The 18872-nt window shown below is 63.6% G+C and carries 15 protein-coding genes; 4 read left to right on the top strand and 11 right to left on the bottom strand.

Annotated features, from left to right (window positions below; translation table 11 throughout):
- Positions 1 to 67: 67 nt before the first annotated feature.
- From IGS60_RS09605 to gspG, 3 genes are read right to left on the bottom strand one after another with little or no spacing between them, the layout of a single operon-like run.
- Entirely contained in the window at positions 68 to 1774 is a 1707-nt protein-coding gene (locus IGS60_RS09605) for a GspE/PulE family protein (RefSeq protein WP_230504020.1), read from the bottom strand.
- Positions 1771 to 2976, bottom strand: coding sequence for a type II secretion system F family protein (locus tag IGS60_RS09600; RefSeq protein WP_070224740.1), 1206 nt, complete (start codon positions 2974 to 2976; stop codon positions 1771 to 1773). Before IGS60_RS09600 ends, IGS60_RS09605 begins: the two co-directional genes overlap by 4 nt.
- Before the next feature lie 36 nt (positions 2977 to 3012).
- Positions 3013 to 3456, bottom strand: coding sequence for a type II secretion system major pseudopilin GspG (gene gspG / locus IGS60_RS09595; protein ID WP_034782166.1), 444 nt, complete (start codon positions 3454 to 3456; stop codon positions 3013 to 3015).
- Between the two features lie 487 nt (positions 3457 to 3943).
- On the opposite strand from gspG, the gene IGS60_RS09590 reads away from it, so the two are divergent.
- The 3 genes from IGS60_RS09590 to IGS60_RS09580 all read left to right on the top strand — a co-directional run bounded on the left by IGS60_RS09590 (position 3944) and on the right by IGS60_RS09580 (position 8421).
- Positions 3944 to 4705: an NF038120 family PEP-CTERM protein gene (locus IGS60_RS09590; RefSeq protein WP_230504018.1), complete on the top strand. Its 762-nt coding sequence runs from the start codon at positions 3944 to 3946 to the stop codon at positions 4703 to 4705.
- A gap of 45 nt (positions 4706 to 4750) precedes the next feature.
- Positions 4751 to 7903 carry a S8 family peptidase gene (locus IGS60_RS09585; protein WP_230504016.1) on the top strand — a complete coding sequence of 1051 codons (3153 nt, stop codon included), beginning with the start codon at positions 4751 to 4753 and terminating at the stop codon, positions 7901 to 7903.
- Between the two features lie 104 nt (positions 7904 to 8007).
- Positions 8008 to 8421: a protease inhibitor I9 family protein gene (locus tag IGS60_RS09580; protein ID WP_230504014.1), complete on the top strand. Its 414-nt coding sequence runs from the start codon at positions 8008 to 8010 to the stop codon at positions 8419 to 8421.
- On the opposite strand, the gene IGS60_RS09575 is transcribed toward IGS60_RS09580, so the two are convergent.
- From IGS60_RS09575 to IGS60_RS09560, 4 genes are all read right to left on the bottom strand, one after another.
- On the bottom strand, positions 8418 to 9089 hold the full coding sequence (locus IGS60_RS09575) for a LuxR C-terminal-related transcriptional regulator (RefSeq protein WP_230504012.1): 672 nt from the start codon (positions 9087 to 9089) through the stop codon (positions 8418 to 8420). The genes IGS60_RS09580 and IGS60_RS09575 overlap by 4 nt on opposite strands.
- Positions 9086 to 9808, bottom strand: coding sequence for a winged helix-turn-helix domain-containing protein (locus IGS60_RS09570; protein WP_230504010.1), 723 nt, complete (start codon positions 9806 to 9808; stop codon positions 9086 to 9088). The genes IGS60_RS09575 and IGS60_RS09570 overlap by 4 nt, the downstream gene beginning before the upstream one ends.
- A gap of 181 nt (positions 9809 to 9989) precedes the next feature.
- On the bottom strand, positions 9990 to 10628 hold the full coding sequence (locus IGS60_RS09565; RefSeq protein ID WP_230504008.1) for an NF038129 family PEP-CTERM protein: 639 nt from the start codon (positions 10626 to 10628) through the stop codon (positions 9990 to 9992).
- 10 nt (positions 10629 to 10638) lie between these two features.
- Positions 10639 to 13632, bottom strand: a complete 2994-nt coding sequence (locus tag IGS60_RS09560; RefSeq protein WP_230504007.1) for an ExeM/NucH family extracellular endonuclease — start codon at positions 13630 to 13632, stop codon at positions 10639 to 10641.
- Positions 13633 to 14058: 426 nt separating this feature from the next.
- Between IGS60_RS09560 and IGS60_RS09555 the strand changes: the two genes are divergently transcribed.
- Positions 14059 to 14787, top strand: a complete 729-nt coding sequence (locus tag IGS60_RS09555; protein ID WP_230504005.1) for a PEPxxWA-CTERM sorting domain-containing protein — start codon at positions 14059 to 14061, stop codon at positions 14785 to 14787.
- Between the two features lie 42 nt (positions 14788 to 14829).
- Here the strand turns inward: IGS60_RS09555 and IGS60_RS09550 are convergent, their stop codons facing one another.
- The 4 genes from IGS60_RS09550 to IGS60_RS09535 form a co-directional block, all read right to left on the bottom strand.
- Positions 14830 to 15852, bottom strand: coding sequence for a TIGR03790 family protein (locus tag IGS60_RS09550; RefSeq protein WP_306798476.1), 1023 nt, complete (start codon positions 15850 to 15852; stop codon positions 14830 to 14832).
- A gap of 140 nt (positions 15853 to 15992) precedes the next feature.
- Positions 15993 to 16571, bottom strand: coding sequence for an FxDxF family PEP-CTERM protein (locus IGS60_RS09545; protein ID WP_230504003.1), 579 nt, complete (start codon positions 16569 to 16571; stop codon positions 15993 to 15995).
- 84 nt (positions 16572 to 16655) lie between these two features.
- Positions 16656 to 17213 (bottom strand): FxDxF family PEP-CTERM protein, encoded by a 558-nt coding sequence (locus IGS60_RS09540; RefSeq protein WP_230504001.1) that lies wholly within the window; start codon positions 17211 to 17213, stop codon positions 16656 to 16658.
- Positions 17214 to 17394: 181 nt separating this feature from the next.
- Positions 17395 to 18849, bottom strand: coding sequence for a mannose-1-phosphate guanylyltransferase/mannose-6-phosphate isomerase (locus IGS60_RS09535; protein ID WP_099410444.1), 1455 nt, complete (start codon positions 18847 to 18849; stop codon positions 17395 to 17397).
- Positions 18850 to 18872: the final 23 nt, after the last annotated feature.

The raw sequence follows: 18872 nt of genomic DNA, 5'->3' as shown, positions 1-18872 counted from the left end.
GCCATCCGCCGCCACGCCCAAGCGCAATGCCTGTCCAAATCTCTCAAATCTCAACTTCGCAAAACCGCTACGCATGCAGGGTGACCCTCTTGATTTCCGTGATGGTGGTGGCGCCCCGCTTGACCAGTTCCAGCGCCGCCAGGCGCAAGCTGCGCGTGCCGTTCGCATACGCGGCCGCCTTGATCTGGCGGATCGGTTTTTTATCGACGATCAGTTCGCGGATTTCATCGGTCAGCACGAGAATCTCGGCGATCGAGCGGCGTCCCTTGTAGCCCGTTCCGCGGCAGTCGCCGCAGCCCTTGCCCTGCTTGAATTCATAGCCTGCCACGTCGGCGCGCGCCAGGCCCACGCTGGCCAGTTCTCCATCGTCGGGCGTGTAGTCGGTGGCGCAATGGGGGCAGTTGGTGCGGATCAGGCGCTGTGCCCAGATGCCGTTCAGGGCCGAGACGAAAGCATACGGATCGATGCCCATGTGCGTAAAGCGGCCAAAAACGTCGAACACATTATTCGCATGCACGGTGGTGAGCACCAGATGGCCCGTGAGGGCCGATTGCACGGCGATTTCCGCCGTCTCGCGGTCGCGGATCTCGCCCACCATGATTTTATCGGGGTCGTGGCGCAGGATCGAGCGCAATCCCTTGGCGAAGGTCAGCCCCTTCTTTTCATTCACGGGGATTTGCAGGATGCCGGGCAGCTGGTATTCGACGGGGTCTTCGATGGTGATGATCTTTTCGCGCCCGTTATGGATTTCCGTCAGCGCCGCGTACAGGGTCGTCGTCTTGCCCGAGCCCGTGGGACCGGTCACGAGCAGCATGCCGTAGGCTTCCTGGGCCAGCGCGCGCAGGGCTTCGAGCGAGGGCGCGTCAAAGCCCAGCGCTTCCAGGGTCAGCGCGCCGTAGGCCTCGATCATGGCGCGCTTGTCGAGGATGCGGATGACGGCGTCCTCGCCATGGATGCTGGGCATGATGGAGACGCGCAAATCGATTTCGCGCCCGCCCGCCTCGACGCGGAAGCTGCCGTCCTGCGGCACGCGGCGCTCGGCGATATCGAGTTCGGCCAGCACTTTCAGGCGCGAGATGATGTGCTCGGCCACTTCGATGCCGTTGACGGACGTGGCGTGATCGAGCACGCCGTCGACGCGGTATTTGACGGCCAGGCCGCCGGCCGTGCTTTCCAGGTGGATGTCCGAGGCGCCCGCCTTCAGGGCGTCATACAGGGTCGAGTTGACCAGCTTGACGGCGGGGCTGGCCGCTTCCGACACGCTGGCGAACGACAGCACGGCGGCCGTCTTGCCGTCGCGCCGCGCATCGTTCGCCGCGCCGGGCAGCAGGCTGTCGACGGCGCGCGCCGATTCTTCCTGCTTCGACAGGTAGGCGCCGATGTCGGCCTGCAGCGCCAGGCGCACGTCCAACACGCCCTGCCCCGCGCGCGCGCCGAGCCAGGTTTGCAGGTCGAGGTCGAAGGGGTCGGCGATCACGCCCAGCAGCTGACCGTCGGCGGCGCGCAGCAGCACGCTGTGGCGCGCCAGTGCCTGCGACAGGGGCAGCACATCGAAGGCGGGAGACAAGGCCAGCATGTCGGCCGTTTCCAGCACGTCCAGGCCGAACGGGCGCGCCAGTGCGCGCACCACGGCGCGCGCCTCGATGCCGCTCAGCTCCTGCAATTCCTCGACCAGGCTGCGCTTCGATTGCCGGCTCAGCATGCGCGCGCGCTGCAGCAGCGCGGGGTCGATGGCCGCGATGGCTGCGGTGGATTCGGCTGCGGATGGCATCATGAAATATCGCCGGCAAGGTCAAAGATGGGCATGTACAGCAGGATCACGATGGCGCCCACGACCAGGCCGATGGCGGCCATCAGCAAGGGTTCGAAGGTGCGCGTAAAACGGTCGATCCAGCGGCTGATTTCGCCGTCGTAAAAGGCGGCCGACTGCGTCAGCATGGGCCCCATGTCGCCCGTGCGCTCGCCCACGCGCAGCATGCGCAGGGAAATCGGCGTCGTCAATTGATGCTGCTCGAAGGCGGACGACAGCGGCTGGCCCGCCTCGATGGCGCCGCGCGCGCCTTGCAAGGAGGCCTGCATGCCCGGCGAGACCATCGCTTGCACGGTGGCAATCGCCTGCACGATGGTAATGCCCCCTTCGGCCAGCATGCCCAGGGTCAGGTACAGGCGCGACAGTTCATAGATGCGCACGCGCTCGCCGATGCCCGGCAACTTCGCCAGCAGGCGCGCCACGCCGCCATGGCGCAGCGCGCGCCGCACGGCAGTGAACACGCCGCTGCCGGTGATCAGCAGTCCGAGCAACAGCAGCACGCCATGCTGCGTGACGAACTGGCCCCAGCTGAGCATCACTTGCGACATCCACGGCAGATTGCGCCCGGCGCCCTGGTAGACCTCGGCGAAACGGGGCACCACATAGCTGATCAGAAAGGCGCTGACGCCGCCGCCCACGGCCAGCAAAATAGTCGGATAGATGGCGGCGCTGACGATCTTGCCACGCACCGTATCGATGCGCTGCTGGTAGTCGATGTAGCGCGACAGCGCGCGCGGCAAGTCGCTCGTGCCCTCGGCCGCCTTGACGATGCCGATATACAAGGGGGGAAACAGTTCGGCCTGCTCTGCCAGCACGGCGGAAAAGCGCTTGCCTTCGCGCAAGCCTTCCAGCAGGCGCGTGAGCACGCTGCGCGTGGCCGGCGACGCTTCCTTTTCCAGCAAGGCTTCCAGCGCTTCGACGATGCCCAGGCCCGCTTGCAGCAGCGCCAGCAATTCCTGGCTGAACAGCAGCAGGGGCAAGGCCCGCGCCCGCTGGCGCCCGGCCGCGCTGAACGGCGTGGCCCGCACGGGGCGGATGGCGCTGACGAACAGGCCGCGCGCCTCGGCCTGGCGGCGCGCGTCCGCCTCGTCGCGGCCGTCGATCACGCACGTATGCAAGGTAGCTACGGCCTGGTCCGTGGAAAGCGCGCGTACTTCAAACTGCATGATGGCTTGTCCGTAGGAAAAAGAATGGCGCTGGCGTTATTGCGAGCTGATGTCGGCGTTTTCGCCGCTGCCGCCGGGCTGGCCATCCTTGCCCATCGAGACAATGTCATATTCGCCCTTGCTGCCGGGCGCGCGGTATTGATACGCATGGCCCCAGGGGTCGAGCGGCACGGCTTTTTTCAGGTAAGGGCCATTCCAGCGCGTGCCGGCGGCGGGCGGCGCGGCCAGCAGCGCGGCCAGGCCTTCTTCCGTGGTCGGATAGCGGCCCACGTCGAGGCGGTAGGTGTCGAGCGATTTTTCAAACGCCTCGATCTGCGCCTTGGCCACCGTCACTTCGGATTTGCCCAGCTGGGCGAAATACTTGGGGCCGACATATGCGGCCAGCAAGCCGATGATCACGATGACCACCAGCAGTTCGAGCAAGGTAAAGCCGCGCGCATGGCGCGTTGCCGCAAGGTTCTGCCTGTGTGCTGCATGCATCCGGTAACTCCTTATTGCCTACCTTCAATACATTGCGTCGCTGTGCGCGGCGGATGACCACGCACGGGCGACACGCGCTTGCCTGATGCTTATCAGCCTACCATGCCGGTTATGGTTAATACAATCTTTTCTTTGCTCTGTGAACAACAAATTCCTGCGGAAACCATCCAGTGTGTACGAAAGGGCCACGGCGCCGCGCGCGCCTGGCTGGCTAGTCAATTATTCAACTATTTTCAATGCGGAAACTATCTACTTTTGGTTGTCAAACCATAGTAAATGATGAATTTTATTCATTCATTATTTGTAACTTTCAAATTAAATTTGAAAGAATATCAAACAATGAAATTGCCTCTTTTGCTATAGTAAAAATCAATTTTCTACGCATGGGTCCGCGTTGATCCTATCCGGCCGCGCAGGAGAGAGCATCCAAGACAGCATCCAAGACGCAAAACATATTGCATCCGACATAATCACCAAGGGAAAATTCATGACTCGTATTGTGCATCCGAAGGCAACTGCCGCAGCAAGTCCTTTCTCGGCCAAGCAGTGGACCGGCGCCGCCATCCTGGCCCTGTCCGCCGCCTGGGCTCCCGCCGCCGTCGCGGACGTGATCAACTTCGATAATCTCGACAGCCAGTTCGTCGGCCACGGCGACTCGCTGGAATTCAAAAATTTCCTGCTGACGGGCCTCTCAAATGCCGACGGCGCCAGTAATGGCGACTTGGTCGGCGCAGTCTTCGACGGCACGGACCCGGCCGCCTGCGGCATGGCGTGCCCGACCAACAATACGAGCAATTACTATGCGGCCCTCAACGACGGCATCGTCTACCTGGACCCGCTGAAGACGGGCGGCAGCGTCAGCCTGCAAGGTTTCGATGCCAGCTTCATCGGCTATGCCCAGGGCGTCACCTATCCGGCCGTGGCCGGCCTGCTGCGCGTGCAAGGCTTCTATGCGGACGGCTCTTACATGTATGAAACGTACCAGCTGGGCGGCCCGCTCGGCGGCAACTTCCAGTTCCAGCGCTACAACACCAGCGCCAACTTCGGCAGCCAGCAGTTCGCGTCGCTGGCCTTCTTCGGTTTCACTTGCAACACAGCCGGCAGTTGCAACGCCTTCAACAGCAACAAGGGCCAGTTTGCGCTCGACAATATCGTCGCCTCGGTACCGGAGCCATCGACCTACGCGATGCTGCTGCTGGGCCTGGCAGGCATCGGTTTCGCGGCGCGCCGCCGCAGCAAGCAAGCCTGATTGCCGCCTCTTTTTGACTCCGATACCGATACAGGAAACCCTTACATGACATTCCGTCCCGCCTTGCGTCCCATTTCGCTCGCCGTGCTGAGCCTGTTTGCCAGCCTCAGCTTCCAGGCCCACGCCGACGACCTGCGCCGCCCCTACATCGTGCAACTGACCGACAAACCGATCGCCTCCTACACCGGCTCGGTGGAAGGCCTGAGCGCCACCCAGCCTGCCGCCGGCGGCCGCCTCGACCTGGCCAGCGCGCAAGTGCAGCTGTACGGCGACTACCTTGAGCAGAAACAGGCCCGGGTACAAGCACTCGTCGCCGCCGCGCCCGTGCAATACCAGTACAAGATCGTCCTCAACGGTTTCTCCGCCCTGCTGACGGACGCCGAAGTGCGCCAGCTGCAAGCGAGCGGCGAGGTGGCCAGCATCGCCCCCGACGAGCCGCGCGCCCTGCAGACGAACTACACGCCCACCTTCCTGGGCCTGGACCAGCCGGGCGGCCTATGGAGCCAGCTGGGCGGCAAGCAGCATGCGGGCGAAGACATCATCATCGGCATCGTCGATGGCGGCGTGTGGCCGGAAAATCTGTCGTATGCGGACAAGGTCGACGCCAACGGCGCACCGACCTTCGACCCGAACGCCACCCTGGCCTACGGCGCTCCGCCAGCCGCCTGGAAAGGCAGCTGCCAGACGGGCGAAGGCTTTACGCAAGACCATTGCAACAACAAGCTGCTCGGCGCGCAGTATTTCAACGCCGTGCGCCTGACCGAGACGGACAAGATCCAGCACTGGAGCGAATACACCTCGCCGCGCGATTCCATCGGCGACCCGAATGGCGAAGGCGGCCACGGCACGCATACCTCATCCACCGCGGGCGGCAATGCGGGCGTGCCCGTCACCGTCGGCGGTTCGCCGCTGGGCGCCATTTCCGGCGTGGCGCCGCGCGCCCGCCTGTCCGTCTACAAGGTGTGCTGGTCGTACAACCTGGCCACCCAGCCGACCGGCGCGAAAAACGGCTGCTACGGCGGCGACAGCGTGGCGGCGATCGAAAAAGCCGTACAGGACGGCGTACACGTGATCAATTACTCGATCAGCGGCGGCGGCACCGTCAACGACCCGGTCGAGCAAGCGTTCCTGCACGCGTCGAACGCGGGCGTCTTCGTTGCCGCGTCCGCCGGCAATGCGGGGCCAGCCAATACCGTGGCCCACGTCAGCCCATGGATCACCACCGTGGCCGCTTCGACGCACAACCGCGCCAACCAGGCCAAAGTGACTCTTAGCAACGGCGCCAGCTACACAGGCGCCTCGCTCAACTACAACCCGCTGCCGGCCACCACCCTGATCCGCGCCCAGGATGCGGGCTTGCCCGGCGCCGATGCGCAAAAACTGGCCCTGTGCTACCGCGCCGGCGACAACGGCGGCGTGGCCCTGCTGGACCCGGCCAAGGTGGCCGGCAAGGTCGTCAGCTGCCTGCGCGGCACCACGGCGCGTACCGACAAGGGCGTCGCCGTGCTCGAAGCGGGCGGCGCCGGCATGGTGCTGGTCGACACGGGCATCGGTCTGGTATCCGACCCGCACGTGCTGCCGGCCGTGCACGTGAGCGCCGCCGATGGCGCGCTGATCAATGCCCAGGCGCAAACGGGCACGGCCACGGCCGCCATCTCGCGTTTCGTCACCAACGGCAACGGCCCCGCCGCCCCCGTGGTGGCCGACTTCTCGTCACGCGGCCCGAACCTGTACGACGCCAACCTGCTCAAGCCGGACGTCACGGCCCCTGGCGTGGACATCCTGGCCGGCGGCACGCCTGCCCTGTCGCGCGCCCAGCGCGACGCCGTGCAGGATGGCAGCCTGGTGCCGCCGCAAGCCTACATCTTCCTGCAAGGCACTTCGATGGCCAGCCCGCACGTGGCCGGCCTGGCCGCCCTGCTGCGCCAGCAGCATCCGGACTGGAGCCCGGCCGCCATCAAATCGGCCCTGATGACGACCGGCAGCACCACCCTGCCCGACATCCAGGCGGGCGACGCGCGCGGCATCCTGCCTTGGGGCCAGGGCGCCGGCCACGTGACGCCGAACAAGGCGACCGATCCCGGCCTCGTGTATGACGCCAGCCTGGTCGACTACAAGAAATACATGTGCGGCGTCGGCATGACGGCCGAATGCGCGGGCGGCACCCTGGCCGGCTACAACCTGAACATGCCGTCCATCACCATCGGCAACGTGCTGGGCACGCAAACGGTGACGCGCCGCGTCACCAACGTGGGCAGCAGCAGCGCCACCTACACGGCCAGCGCTTCGGTCAGCGGCTACAGCGTGGCGGTTTCGCCTGCCACCCTGCTGCTCGCGCCCGGCGAAACCAAGTCCTTCACCGTGACCCTGACGCGCACCACGGCGCCGGACAATGCCTGGCAGTACGGCGCCCTCGTGTGGAGCGACGGCGTGCACACGGTGCGCAGCCCCGTCACGGCCCGCTCGGGCCGCGCGGTACAGTCGCCGGCATTGCTGCAGGCCGACAAGGTCAGCGGCCTGCGTTCGCTGACGCTGTCCACCGGCTTTGCCGGCAAGGTGGGCGCGGCGACGGGCGGCCTGAAGGAAGTGGCGCGCAGCGAGCAAACCATCAGCCAGGCCGCGCCGGGCAGCGTCGACACGCTGGAACAGATGGCTGCCGCGTGCAAGGCGGGCGGCAGCGGCGTGCGCGCGGTCAATGTCAGCATTCCCGCCAGCACCGTCGTGGCGCGCTTCGAAATTTTCGACCGCGACACCACGGAAGGCGCCGGCAATGACCTCGACCTGCTGCTGCTCAACAGTACCGGCGCAACCGTCGCCACCTCGGCCACGGCCGGTTCGAACGAGTCCATCACCTTGACCACCCCGGCGGCGGGCAGCTACAAGGTGTGCGTGATCGGCTACGAAGTGGCAAATGGCGTGTCGACCGGCTTCGGCCTGTCGTCGGCCGTCGTCACGACAGCCGACAAGGGCGGCAACCTGAAAGCCACCCTGCCCAGCAAGGTGTACGTGGGCGGCAGCGCCACAGCCGGCGTCAGCTGGTCGGGCCTGGAAACGGGCAAGCGCTACCTGGGCGGCGTAGTCTTCCTTGATGGCAACAATGCGGCCGCGTCCACCACCGTGCTGTCGGTGGAGACCAACAACCCGCTGCCGCTGGCCGTCCCCAGCCAGCGCAACGTGAAGGTGGATGCCAAGCTGTAACGGTATCGCTCCAGGCAATAACACGGCGCGCCCTGCGGGGCGCGTTTTTTTTGCGCGACGCGCGTACAATCGGCGCATGGGCGCCATGCGCCAAGGGAGCTTGCATGTCCGCATTTCGCCTCAGTATTGCCATCCTGGCCGACCTGGCCAGCGTCCATGCGCTGCCTGTCGCGGCGCAGGCCGCCGCGGCGCGGCTATCGTATCTGGTGCAATTGCGCGCCCCGCCGCTGGCCTCGCAGGCGGATGGCGTACATGGGCTCGATACGAACAGCGACGCCGCGCGGCGCTACACGGCCCAGCTGGAAGCGCAGCAGCGCGCGGTGCTGGCGCTGGTACCGGACGCCCCGGTGCAATACCGCTACACGGTGGCTTTCAACGGCTTTGCCGCCATGCTGACGGCGGACGAAGTGGCGCGCCTGCAAGCGAGCCCCGACGTGGCGCGGGTGTCGCCCGGCAGCATCGAACACACGCAGGATGGCGGCGGCAACGGCAAGAATACAATACAGGATCAGCGTTAATGGCTGAGCAGGCGCAGCGCGATGCCGCGCGAGACGGCTTGCGTGCGGTTGCTCACGCCCAATAATTTATAGATGCGCTGCAAATGGCTTTTCACGGTGGTGCCGCTGATGCCGAGGATTTGCCCCACCTCGTCATTGCTCTTCCCCTCGCGCACCCAATGCAGTACTTCCAGCTCGCGCGCACTGGCCGCGCGCGTGGCGCCCGGCCCGGCCAGGGGCGCACGTGTACTGCCTGGCAGCGCCAGCCAGTGCAGGTGCAGGTAGGGCAGCAGCAATTCCAGCGCGTATGCCTGGCGTGCCGCGTCCACGGTTCCCATGGCGAACAGGGCAAAAAAGCTGCCGCCCCCCTCACCCACGCTGCCGTGCACCAGCACGCCATCGATGACGCCCGCCCTTTGGCCGCCCGCGCACCAGGCCAGCGCCAGGCGCGCCAGCTGGCCCTGGCGCTCGCGCAACTGCGCGTGATCGGGCACGATGCTGTGCCAGGCTTCGCTGCGCAGCACGGCCCCGTCGGCGCCCAGCTGCGCGCAGATTAATAGGTCGTGCGGCAACAGCGTTTGCAACGGCCCTTGGCTCCACAGAAAGAAATCGCCGGACTCGGCGATGCCATGCGCGCCGAGTATGGCGTGCAGCAGGTATTCCTGCTCCCGCCCCGTCAGCAGCATCATGCGCGCACGGCGGCGTTGGCGGCATCGGCGGCCAGGTAACGGTAGCCGCTGCCGCGCACGGTTTCGATGCGGTGGCCGCAGCCGCCCGGCTGCAGCGCGTGGCGCAAGCGCCCAACGTGGGCATCGACCGTGCGTTCGTCAAGATACGCCGCATGGCCCCACACCTGGTCCAGCAGGTGCGCGCGGCTATGCACGCGTCCGGGATGGTCCATGAGGAAATGCAGCAGCTTGAATTCCACGCGGCCCAGGCTGACGGGCACGCTGCCGGCCGTCACGCGCTGGGTATGCGGGTCGAGCCGCAAGACGGTGGCGCCGGCCGTGTTTGCGCCTGGGCGCCAGGCCGATGGGGTGCGCCGGCGCAGCAGCGCGTGCACGCGGGCCAGCATTTCACGGGGACCGAAAGGCTTGCACAGATAGTCGTCGGCACCGCTTTCCAGCGCCAGTACCTTGTCCTGTTCGCTGTCGCGCGCGCTGGCCATGATGATGGGCAAGTCGCACAGCTGGCCATCCTGGCGCAACTGGCGCAGCAAGGTAATACCCGAGGCGTCCGGCAACTCCCATTCCAGCAGCAGCAAGTCGGGCGCATCCACGGCCATCAGCGCCTGCGCGCCGCGCGCGTCCGGGGCGCAGCTGACCCGGTAGCCGGCACCTTCAAGGTTATGCAGCAACAAGGCTTGCATGGCGGGCGCGGGATCGAGCAGCAGAATATGACGGCGCATGATGCATCCTTCCGAAAAAGTTGGCGGCCCTCCATGAAAACTAGACGGCCCGACAAGTTTTTTACTATGCATCAAGCGTAAAACGGTGACCAATACAATTTAGTTTCCTGATTTATAGCTATTGCGACTAAATAGGCGAAGCACAGCGGCCCGCAGGCGCGCTGTGTTCTGCTTGGCAAGACTATGCGCGCGTGACAGGCTGGCGGCGGCGCAGGGCAAAGCCGATCAGCGCCAGGCCGCCCGTCAGCATCATCCATTCCGACGCTTCCGGCACGGCCGAGATCGACGCGATGCTGGCATACGTGCTGCCGGCGATGCTGGCAGGCAAGCCGCCATTGAGCGGCGTCAATTCGAATTGCACGAGGTTGCCGTTCACATTGCCCAGGTAGGCCGTGCCGCTGGCGTCGAGCAAGCCCACGCCAAACGTCGTGCCCGCGTTGCCGGCCGTGTTCAGGAAGTCGCCGCCAAAAACGACGTTGAAACCGAACTTGCCGCCCAGGGTCACGTTGTGAAACCAGTCGTTGTATGCACCGCTATTGCCGAAGGTCAAGGTGCCCGGCAAGCTGCCGCTGACATTGCCTTCCTGCGACGCCAGCGCGCCAAAGGCGCCCGAGAAATTGCTGAGCACGGCGCTGGCGCCCGGTGCCGGGCTGTTGCCGGCGATAAAGGCGAAGTCGAGGAAACCGGCGCCCGAGAACTGGCGCGTGTCGATTTCCACGTGGTAGCCGAGCGGGTCCGCCAGTGCCACGCTGGAACTGGCGGCCAGCACGGCGGCCAGGACGGCGCGGTGCAGGGTAAGGTTGAATTTCGTTGTCAACATGGTCAAGTCCTTAGAAGTTGCCGGCAAAAATGCTGGCGGAGTAATTGATCGTCACTTTAGACGGATTGGTGAAGCTGACGGCGAACGACGCCGTCGCACCGGGCGCCAGGCTGGCCGCGTTGACGGTGACATAGGCCGCGCCCGCATGGCTGCCCGTGGCATTCGCCAGGCTGACTCCTGCCGGCAAGCCGCCGAACACCACCTGGAACGGACCGCTGATGGCCGCCGTGCCCGTGTTGGTGAAGGCGAACGTGCCCGTGTACTTTTGCGTCGCGCGGTTGAACGTCAGGCCTGAGCTAGACGTCGAGACGGCGGCCGTGATGTCGCGGTAGGCGGGCTGCAGGTCCAGGCTGACGACGACGGGGTCGTGGTCCGAGGCGCGGTAGGGCAAGGCGTTGTACAGGTCTTGCGGCTTGGCCGCATCGATGTTGTAGTCGATCACTTCCGGCTCGTCCGCATTCACATGCCATTCGGCCACGCCCGCCACTTGCGGACTCAGCGAAGCGCTGGCCAGGGCATGGTCGAGGTAGCCGCTCTGGCCGCCGAATACGTAGGAATACGGCATGCCGGACGGGCGCACGAAACGCTCGAGTTCATTGACGAAGCCGGCGCCCGTGATGACCTGGATCGGGTCTTCCGCGCCATACGAATTCAAGTCGCCGATGACGAGCACGTCCGCGTCGCCGGCAGCGGCCGCCACCTGCGGCACGAAGCTGCCCACCAGGCGCTGGGCCTGCTGCACGCGGGTGGCGTTCCAGCAGCTCTGGCTATCGTTCTGGTCCGCGTCCAGCCCGCTCGAAGGGCAGCTGCCCTTCGATTTCAGGTGGTTGACGACCAGCGAGAATTTCTCGCCGTTGGCGGCCTTGAACGTTTGCGCCATCGGCGGACGGTTGTTGATGGCGTTGGCGTCCGACAGGGCGCCGCCCACCAGGCCCAGCTTGGCTGGCTTGTAGATCATGGCCACGCGGATGGCGTCCGTGCCCGTCGCGGCCGGCTTCGGCACCACGGCATACGTGACGCCGCCGATGGCAGCGTTCAATTGCTCGACCAGGTAAGTGACGGCCGTTTCGCCATTGTTCTGGATTTCCATCAAGCCCACCACGTCCGCATCGATGGCTTTCAGTTCGGCCACGATCTTGTCGCGCTGGCGCACGAACTCGGCCAGGTTGTCGGCGCCGCGGCAGTTCGACTTGGTGGTCGACGAACCCACGGTGCAGCCCTGCCCCGTCTGGCCAAACACGTTATTGCCATTCGTAAAGGTCGTAAAGAAATTCAGCACGTTGGCGCTGGCTACCTTGACGTTACCGGATGGCAGTTCAGGGCTGCCCGTGCGCGGGTTGTCGCGCGAGAATTGCGGCGTCTGCGTCGGCTGCAATTTGTAGGCGGCGCCGCCACCGCCGATGGCACCGAAATCCACCACGCCCGTCAGGTCGGCCACCGTGTCGCCGCTGCGCACGGTGTTGTCCTGGCCGATGTACGGTATCGTCGGCGGCGCCACGAAAATGCCATCATCGAGCACGATCAGGTTGTTCGCATTGGCGGCGATCAAGGCTTGCGCTTCGTTCGATCCAGCCGGATAGCGGTTGGTCGGCACTTCGCGCCGTCCCGCCGACAAGGTCAGTTCGCCGCGCGCGCCCAGGTAGGCGTTTTGCGAGACGGTCAGCGGTTGCGTGAAACGCACCAGCATGCCTTCCACGGCTGCCAGGTTGTCGTTCGGCAAGGTCACATTCGCCGGCACGATGCTGTGGCCCGCGCTTTGCGTGAGGATGGCCGTCACGTCCTTCAGTTCCGTATAGGAATTTTTCGCGCCCGACGGCGTATATTCGAACACCGTGCCCGTCACGCGTACCAGCTCGCCCGGCTGCACGGTGGTAACGGCCGCGCCCGTGTACACGAAGATGCCGTCCGAGGTCGACGGGTCGCCGTCGCCGGCCGCGTCCTGCATGAAGAAACCCGTGCCCACCTTCAGGGTGACGACGCCCTCGGTCGTCTGCACGGAATTGGCGTAGGGGCTGCTTGCACCGCTGCCCTGGATTTGCGGGATCGTGTGGCTGATGGCGGCCAGGCCTTGCACGGCCACGTCGATCTTGCAGCTGGCGCTTTGCTGCTGGTCGTTGCCGAACTGGACGATGACAGGATAATTGCCCACCGGCACGCCAGCGGCCACCAGCAGGCTCACGCTGGCGCTCTCGCCCGCCACGCCGGCCGCGCTGAAATTGGCCAGGCTGATGCCGGCCACGGCCGGCGAGCTCAAGGTAGCAGCATTCACCACGCCATCCGCGTCGGACGCGCGCAGTACGGCGCTGCCGCCACTGCCCAGCGCCAGCGCCAGGCTGGCCGGGCAGCTGGTGATGATCTGGTGCACGACGGGGCCGCCGCAGACGTGGCGCTCGAAAGCGGTGTTGCGCGGCGTCACGCTGCCGGCGGCGAAGTCCACGCTGTTATCGTCCGTGTCGCCGCAGCCGCCATTCGCGCGCGCAATCGACAGGGTATTCGATGGCGCGGGCGCGACGGCGCCCTCAAAACCGTTGGCCGTGCCGAAACCGACGAGGTCGACGACGGCGGCGCCCGTGGGGCTGGTGCCCGTCTGGGCCGTCTTGTTATTACTCAGCAACACCTTGCCGGCCGTTCCAGACATGGCCAGGCTGCCCGAGGCATCCGGCGCGGGCAAGTCCTGCGTGCCGCCCGTCCCCTTGGCTTGCTGGACCAGCAAATACTGGCCCGGTTGCAAATCGATAGCCGGCAAGGCCGTCACGGCCCAGCTCGAACCGGCGGCGGACGCGTATTGCACGCTCCAGTTACTCAGGTTCACGGGGCTGGCGCCGCGGTTGAACAGTTCGATGAAATCGTTGCGATACAGCGCGCCATTGTTGCCGCCACCGCCATACACCTGGCTGATGACGATATCGGAAGCCGCCAGGGCCGGCACGGACAGGCTGGCCAGCAGGGTAGCCAGGACGGTCAGGCGCAGCGGCGTGCGCAAGGGGGAAAACGAGGTGTGCATGAGGATCCCGGTCGGTAAATAGATGGCGCCGGTCCCGCAGGATGGGCCGGCGCGCCACAATTAACAAAAGTATTTCAGACTTGTTATTTGCATATTAAAGGCCGGGGATGACGACTTGATGACATTTGATTAAGCCGAATGGAGTAAGATGGCGTCCATTAAAGTGGCGACCAAGCAACAAATATAATTCTGCAGGACATCAGCTCAGCAGCCACAAGCAAAATATGATATATTTCCTACAAATAAGTTTAATTACTTGCAACGATTAAGTGTTGTCAGCCCATACTTCAGGTGCCAGCAATACAGTCGGAAACGTATCGGGCCCAATCCATGCCTGTTTTTCAGCTATGCACAGCAACGGCGATGTGCGGCATTGGCCCAACGAAGACAGCACACGCTGTCAGCAATAACTCCGCGAGATCAAACATGACCACACCGATCAGTTTCAAATTTTCACTCTTGCTCGTCACGCTGCTGTCCGTGACACACGCGACAGTTAACGCGCAAAACGCGCGCGCGCAACCAGCGGCGGAACAACAGAAACGGTGCGAGGCTGCCGGCGGCAATAGCGCCGGCGGCAAGGCGAACAAAAATGATGATATGGATAGCACATATAGTTCATGCCGTCTGATCGACGGCTATATCGGCATTGATGTCCGCAGCAACGACGGCGTCGGCGAGACAAAGCAATATGGCAGCGATGAAGCAGTCCCCGACCTGAGCAAACCAGCACAGTCCGGACGCACGCATTCGCTTGGCCTGCTCGACGATACCGGGTTGAGCGGCATGAATGGCGGTCAGGGTGGCAAAGGCTTAAAGAACAGCAACTCTGTCAGCAATATCGACCAGTTTACTTCCGTAGCGGCTGCGGACGAGTTTCCCAGCTGGGATGGCTACCACGCGCCAGGCCTCGTGCGTCAGAACATGCCGGAAGACGTTCCGCAATTGCTGAGCTCGGCCTCAAGCAGCGGTAACAGCTTCCCAGCGGGCAGCGGCGTGGGTGGCGGTGGCAGCGGCGGTGGTATCGATACGGGCCGCAATACAGTACCCGCACCATTGGTCCCCACCATTCCTGCCGTTCCTGAGCCACAAACATGGGCCATGCTGATGGCTGGGCTGGCCTTGCTGGGCTTTGCCGCACGCCGCAAGGCATAATAAAAAAGCTCGCAAGAGCCTCTTTCCTCTATCAGCACCATCTCATCGCCGGAAGGCGGCATACGGCGCCGCCAGTGGATCACCGATGAATAATCCCTGCGCCGGCCACGCCACGCTGCCCCAGTAAGCTTCCAACGCCGTCATACCTGTCAGATAGCGACGTAGCAGCACTGTCGGATTGGGAAATTTTTGCCAGTAATTGCATGGCTCGCTGACGGTACCGTAGCTGGCCGTCGCGCCCGCCTCCAGCCAGCGCTGGCTGCTCATTTGCGCCGTCCCCTGCAAATCGCCACCAAACGAAGTCAGGTGGTCTGCGAGGGCACCAGGCAGGAAGCGCAAGGTGTCGAGCTTGGCGACCTTGGCCATGCCCGTCTGATACACCATGATGTCCTGTGCGCCATCGAGTACATCGACCTTCAGGTTCTTGACGGTCAGCTTGCGCTGGCGCACGATCCCGGCAGGCGGGAAAAAAGCGGCACGGCTGTTGCGCGCATTTTCGCTGGTGGTCAGATAATACGCGCTGGCGGCGGGCACGGAAAAACCGCTGACCGTCCCGCGGTCCACCACGGCCTTGGCCTCTTCCACATAGTCGACGGGCAGCAGCATGGACAGGCGCATGCCCATCTGCGTGAATGGTTGCGGCACATTGCTGTTGAAATAAGTACTGGGCTTGCCGGCGTCACACGTCTTCGCGCATTGCGCCGCATCGTAGCCCAGGGTATAGGCGGAAGTGATGGAATTGCATTCGACCGCGTAGGGCGCGCTCCACACCATCAGCACGGCCTGGATATGGGGTGTCAATTGCGCGTCGATACGTTCCTTCAGCTGCGCAAACTGAGCCACGCTGAGCTTGCGCGGGCGGTTCGGGATATTCACGTGCACAACATTTGCAGGAGGAATGCCATGCGCCTGGCGATAATATTCGCCCACCGCGATGCTGTTCGGTTCCGCATCATTGATCACGACAGCCAATTGGAGCGCATTCAATCCTGGCGGCATGGATGGCGCATCGGCATGGGCAATGCCGGCAGCCAATGCCAGCAAAAGGAAGAGAGAGTTATGCAAGGTCAATTTCGTCATTGAAGAAAATCGAAGCAGCCATGCCGCAGCCACCCACTGTGCGTGACGATTATAGCCCCACGTCGGCCGGCGGCAAAAAAAAACGGAGGCCGCAGCCTCCGCTTCATGTACAGAATTTTTTATCTTCAGGCTTGCAGCTTGCGGCGGCGTGCCATGAAGCCGACGAAACCCAGGCCCGCCAGCAGCATGCCGTAGGTTTCCGGTTCCGGCACCGGCGTGACGGCCAGGATGCCGCTGTAGCTGCCGCCAGTTGGCGAGGCAACATAACCGTCAATTTGCAGGAAGTAATTGCCTGCAGCCAAAGGCGCGGAACCGGACTGCAGCGACCATGCCTGGTCTTGCGCCGTGAAATTGATCAAGTCTAGCGCGCCATGAAACAGAATGCCGCTGGCATTGCCCAGGCTGAAGCCGGTCAGCGTGAGGCCGGAGTTGGCGCTCGGCTTGAGCGAGGTCGCCAGTGCGCTCAGGTCGTTAAAACCCGTCACGCTGAACGTGAATTTGTCGCTGAAAAAGTTATTGCCCGCGCCGGCCAACTGGCCTGGGGCCAGCGAAAACGAGCCCAGCAACTCGCTGCTGGAATAATCGAGCAAATCTTGCGTCAGATCCACCGCCGCGTGGCTGATGTCAACCGGCGCCGCATGGGCTGCCAGGCTGCTGCCGGCAAACATGGCGGCCACGAACAGGGATTTCAGGAATTTTTTCATACTTTTCACCAAGATGACTGCAACTGGTTCATGCCAGTTGCGGGATGGAAACGCAAACGAGGATACCAATCAGACAGAGCCGGCTCAGGCCGCCTTCTGACGACGGCGTGCCATGAAGCCCAGCAAGCCCAGGCCCGCCAGCAACATCGCATACGTACCAGGTTCCGGCACGGCCGATACCAGGCTACCGTTCGCGCTGAAGGCCGCGCCCGTGTTCGACACCACGTTGCCGCTGACTTTCAGATAGTAGGACCCGGCAGCCAGATTGGCATACGACAGGCTCCATTTATCATCGATGCCGGTCAACAACTGATTGCCGCCCAGCAGTAAGGTATTGCCGACACTGCTGTACAAGCCGAAACCCGTCAGGTTCAAGCCATTCGTCGCGCTGCTGCTGCGCGAGTTCAGTACCACGCTCAGGTCGCTAGTCTTGCTCACGTTAAATGCGAACAGGTCATTGAAAAAATTGCTTTTTTGATTGTTTTTAAACTTGTCGCCAAAGGTCAGCGAACCGCCCGCAGCCAGATTGACGGCGCCAGGCGTGGAACTGATGTCGACGGGCGCGGCACAGGCTGCCTGCGCGAATAAAGCTGAACCGGCAAAAGCGAGCGCGGCCAGCACTGAATACGTATTTTTCTTCATGCGATTCCACTCAACGTGAATGCGGACGCGATAATGCGTCCGCATGAGTTATCTGATCAAACCAGGCAGAATCATAGCATAAAGTAATTCTATGTGTTAACTATTGTTTAATGAAAAGTTACTTTATAGCATCATTCTTAAAGCCAATAGTTTCACTGAGCTGATATCATGAAGCCGCACATCAGGCGCGTTGATAAACATCCTCCAGGCGCACGATGTCGTCTTCGCCCAAATAGCTGCCCGACTGCACTTCGATCAGGTGCAAGGGCAACTTGCCCGGGTTTTCCAGCCGGTGCGTCATGCCGATGGGAATATAGGTCGATTCATTTTCCGTCAGCAAGGTCACCTTCTCACCGCACGTGACGCTGGCCGTGCCGCTGACCACCACCCAATGCTCGGCCCGGTGATGATGCATCTGCAGCGACAACTTGCCGCCCGGATTGACGGTGATGCGCTTGACCTGGAAGCGCTCGCCGATATCGATGCCTTCATAACTGCCCCACGGGCGGTACACCTTGCGGTGCTGCACGTGTTCACTGCGTCCCGCCTGCTTCAGGTGGTCGACCACCTGTTTCACGCGCTGCACCTGGTCCTTGTGCGCCACCAGGATGGCGTCGTCCGTTTCCACCACGATCAAGTCCTGCACACCCAGCACGGCCACCATGCGGCGCTCGGCGCGCACCAGGCAATTGCTCACGCCATCGAGATACACGTCGCCGCGCACGACGTTGCCGTTGGCATCGCCCTGCTGCACGTCCCACAATGCCGACCAGGAACCGACGTCGCTCCAGCCGATGGCGGCCGGCAGCACCACCGCATGCGACGTATGCTCCATGACGGCATAGTCGATCGAATCGGACGGGCTGGCGGCGAAGGCCTTCTCTTCCAGGCGGCAGAAATCAAGATCGCGGTAGCCGTCGCGCACGGCCGCCTCGCAGGCGGCCAGCATGGCGGGCTGGAATGCCGCCAATTCGCCCAGATAGCGTTCCGCGCGAAACATGAACATGCCGCTATTCCAGAAATAATTACCAGCGGCAAGGAATGACTGCGCCGTGGCCAGGTCGGGCTTTTCCACGAAGCGCTCGACCTGGCAACCCGCGGCACCAGGGCTCACGGGCGCACCGCTGCGGATGTAGCCATAGCCCGTCTCCGGCGCCGTCGGCACGATGCCGAAGGTGGCCAGCGCGCCACCGGCCGCCAGCAGGGCCGCTTCGGCGATAGACTGGTGAAACGCAGCCACGTCGGTGATGACGTGGTCAGCCGGCAAGACCAGCATCAGCGCCTGCGGATCGATGGCCAGCAGGTATTGCGCCGCCACCGCCACTGCCGGCGCCGTGTTGCGCCCCACAGGTTCGAGCAAAATGCCCAGCGGCGACAGGCCGATCTCGCGCAACTGCTCGGCCACCATGAAACGGTGCTCATTGCCACACACCACCAGCGGCGGCATGACTTCGAATTCGGCCAGCGCACTGTCGCCGGCGCGGCGGTTAGGCAGGCTCTGCACGCGCAGCGCCGTTTCCTGCAACATGGTCTTGTCCGTTACCAGCGGCAACAATTGCTTGGGCAATACGGCGCGCGACAGAGGCCATAAACGGGTGCCCGAACCGCCGGACAGGATGACTGGGTAAATTTTCATGGTTTCACTTCGCAAACAGTTTA

The organism is Janthinobacterium sp. FW305-128 (genome assembly GCF_020858135.1).
Lineage (GTDB): Bacteria > Pseudomonadota > Gammaproteobacteria > Burkholderiales > Burkholderiaceae_D > Janthinobacterium.
The sequence above is the reverse complement of the archived record's forward strand: the minus strand, read 5'-3'. Positions and strand labels throughout refer to the sequence as shown.

Excerpts from the sequence above, each read along its gene's own strand:
- IGS60_RS09580 (WP_230504014.1), top strand. The coding sequence starts at position 8,008 with ATGTCCGCATTTCGCCTCAGTATTGCCATCCTGGCCGACCTGGCCAGC.
- IGS60_RS09540 (WP_230504001.1), bottom strand. The coding sequence starts at position 17,213 with ATGAAGAAAAATACGTATTCAGTGCTGGCCGCGCTCGCTTTTGCCGGT.
- IGS60_RS09605 (WP_230504020.1), bottom strand. The coding sequence starts at position 1,774 with ATGATGCCATCCGCAGCCGAATCCACCGCAGCCATCGCGGCCATCGAC.
- IGS60_RS09575 (WP_230504012.1), bottom strand. The coding sequence starts at position 9,089 with ATGATGCTGCTGACGGGGCGGGAGCAGGAATACCTGCTGCACGCCATA.
- gspG (WP_034782166.1), bottom strand. The coding sequence starts at position 3,456 with ATGCATGCAGCACACAGGCAGAACCTTGCGGCAACGCGCCATGCGCGC.
- IGS60_RS09585 (WP_230504016.1), top strand. The coding sequence starts at position 4,751 with ATGACATTCCGTCCCGCCTTGCGTCCCATTTCGCTCGCCGTGCTGAGC.
- IGS60_RS09535 (WP_099410444.1), bottom strand. The coding sequence starts at position 18,849 with ATGAAAATTTACCCAGTCATCCTGTCCGGCGGTTCGGGCACCCGTTTA.
- IGS60_RS09555 (WP_230504005.1), top strand. The coding sequence starts at position 14,059 with ATGACCACACCGATCAGTTTCAAATTTTCACTCTTGCTCGTCACGCTG.
- IGS60_RS09545 (WP_230504003.1), bottom strand. The coding sequence starts at position 16,571 with ATGAAAAAATTCCTGAAATCCCTGTTCGTGGCCGCCATGTTTGCCGGC.
- IGS60_RS09565 (WP_230504008.1), bottom strand. The coding sequence starts at position 10,628 with ATGTTGACAACGAAATTCAACCTTACCCTGCACCGCGCCGTCCTGGCC.
- IGS60_RS09560 (WP_230504007.1), bottom strand. The coding sequence starts at position 13,632 with ATGCACACCTCGTTTTCCCCCTTGCGCACGCCGCTGCGCCTGACCGTC.
- IGS60_RS09570 (WP_230504010.1), bottom strand. The coding sequence starts at position 9,808 with ATGCGCCGTCATATTCTGCTGCTCGATCCCGCGCCCGCCATGCAAGCC.
- IGS60_RS09600 (WP_070224740.1), bottom strand. The coding sequence starts at position 2,976 with ATGCAGTTTGAAGTACGCGCGCTTTCCACGGACCAGGCCGTAGCTACC.
- IGS60_RS09590 (WP_230504018.1), top strand. The coding sequence starts at position 3,944 with ATGACTCGTATTGTGCATCCGAAGGCAACTGCCGCAGCAAGTCCTTTC.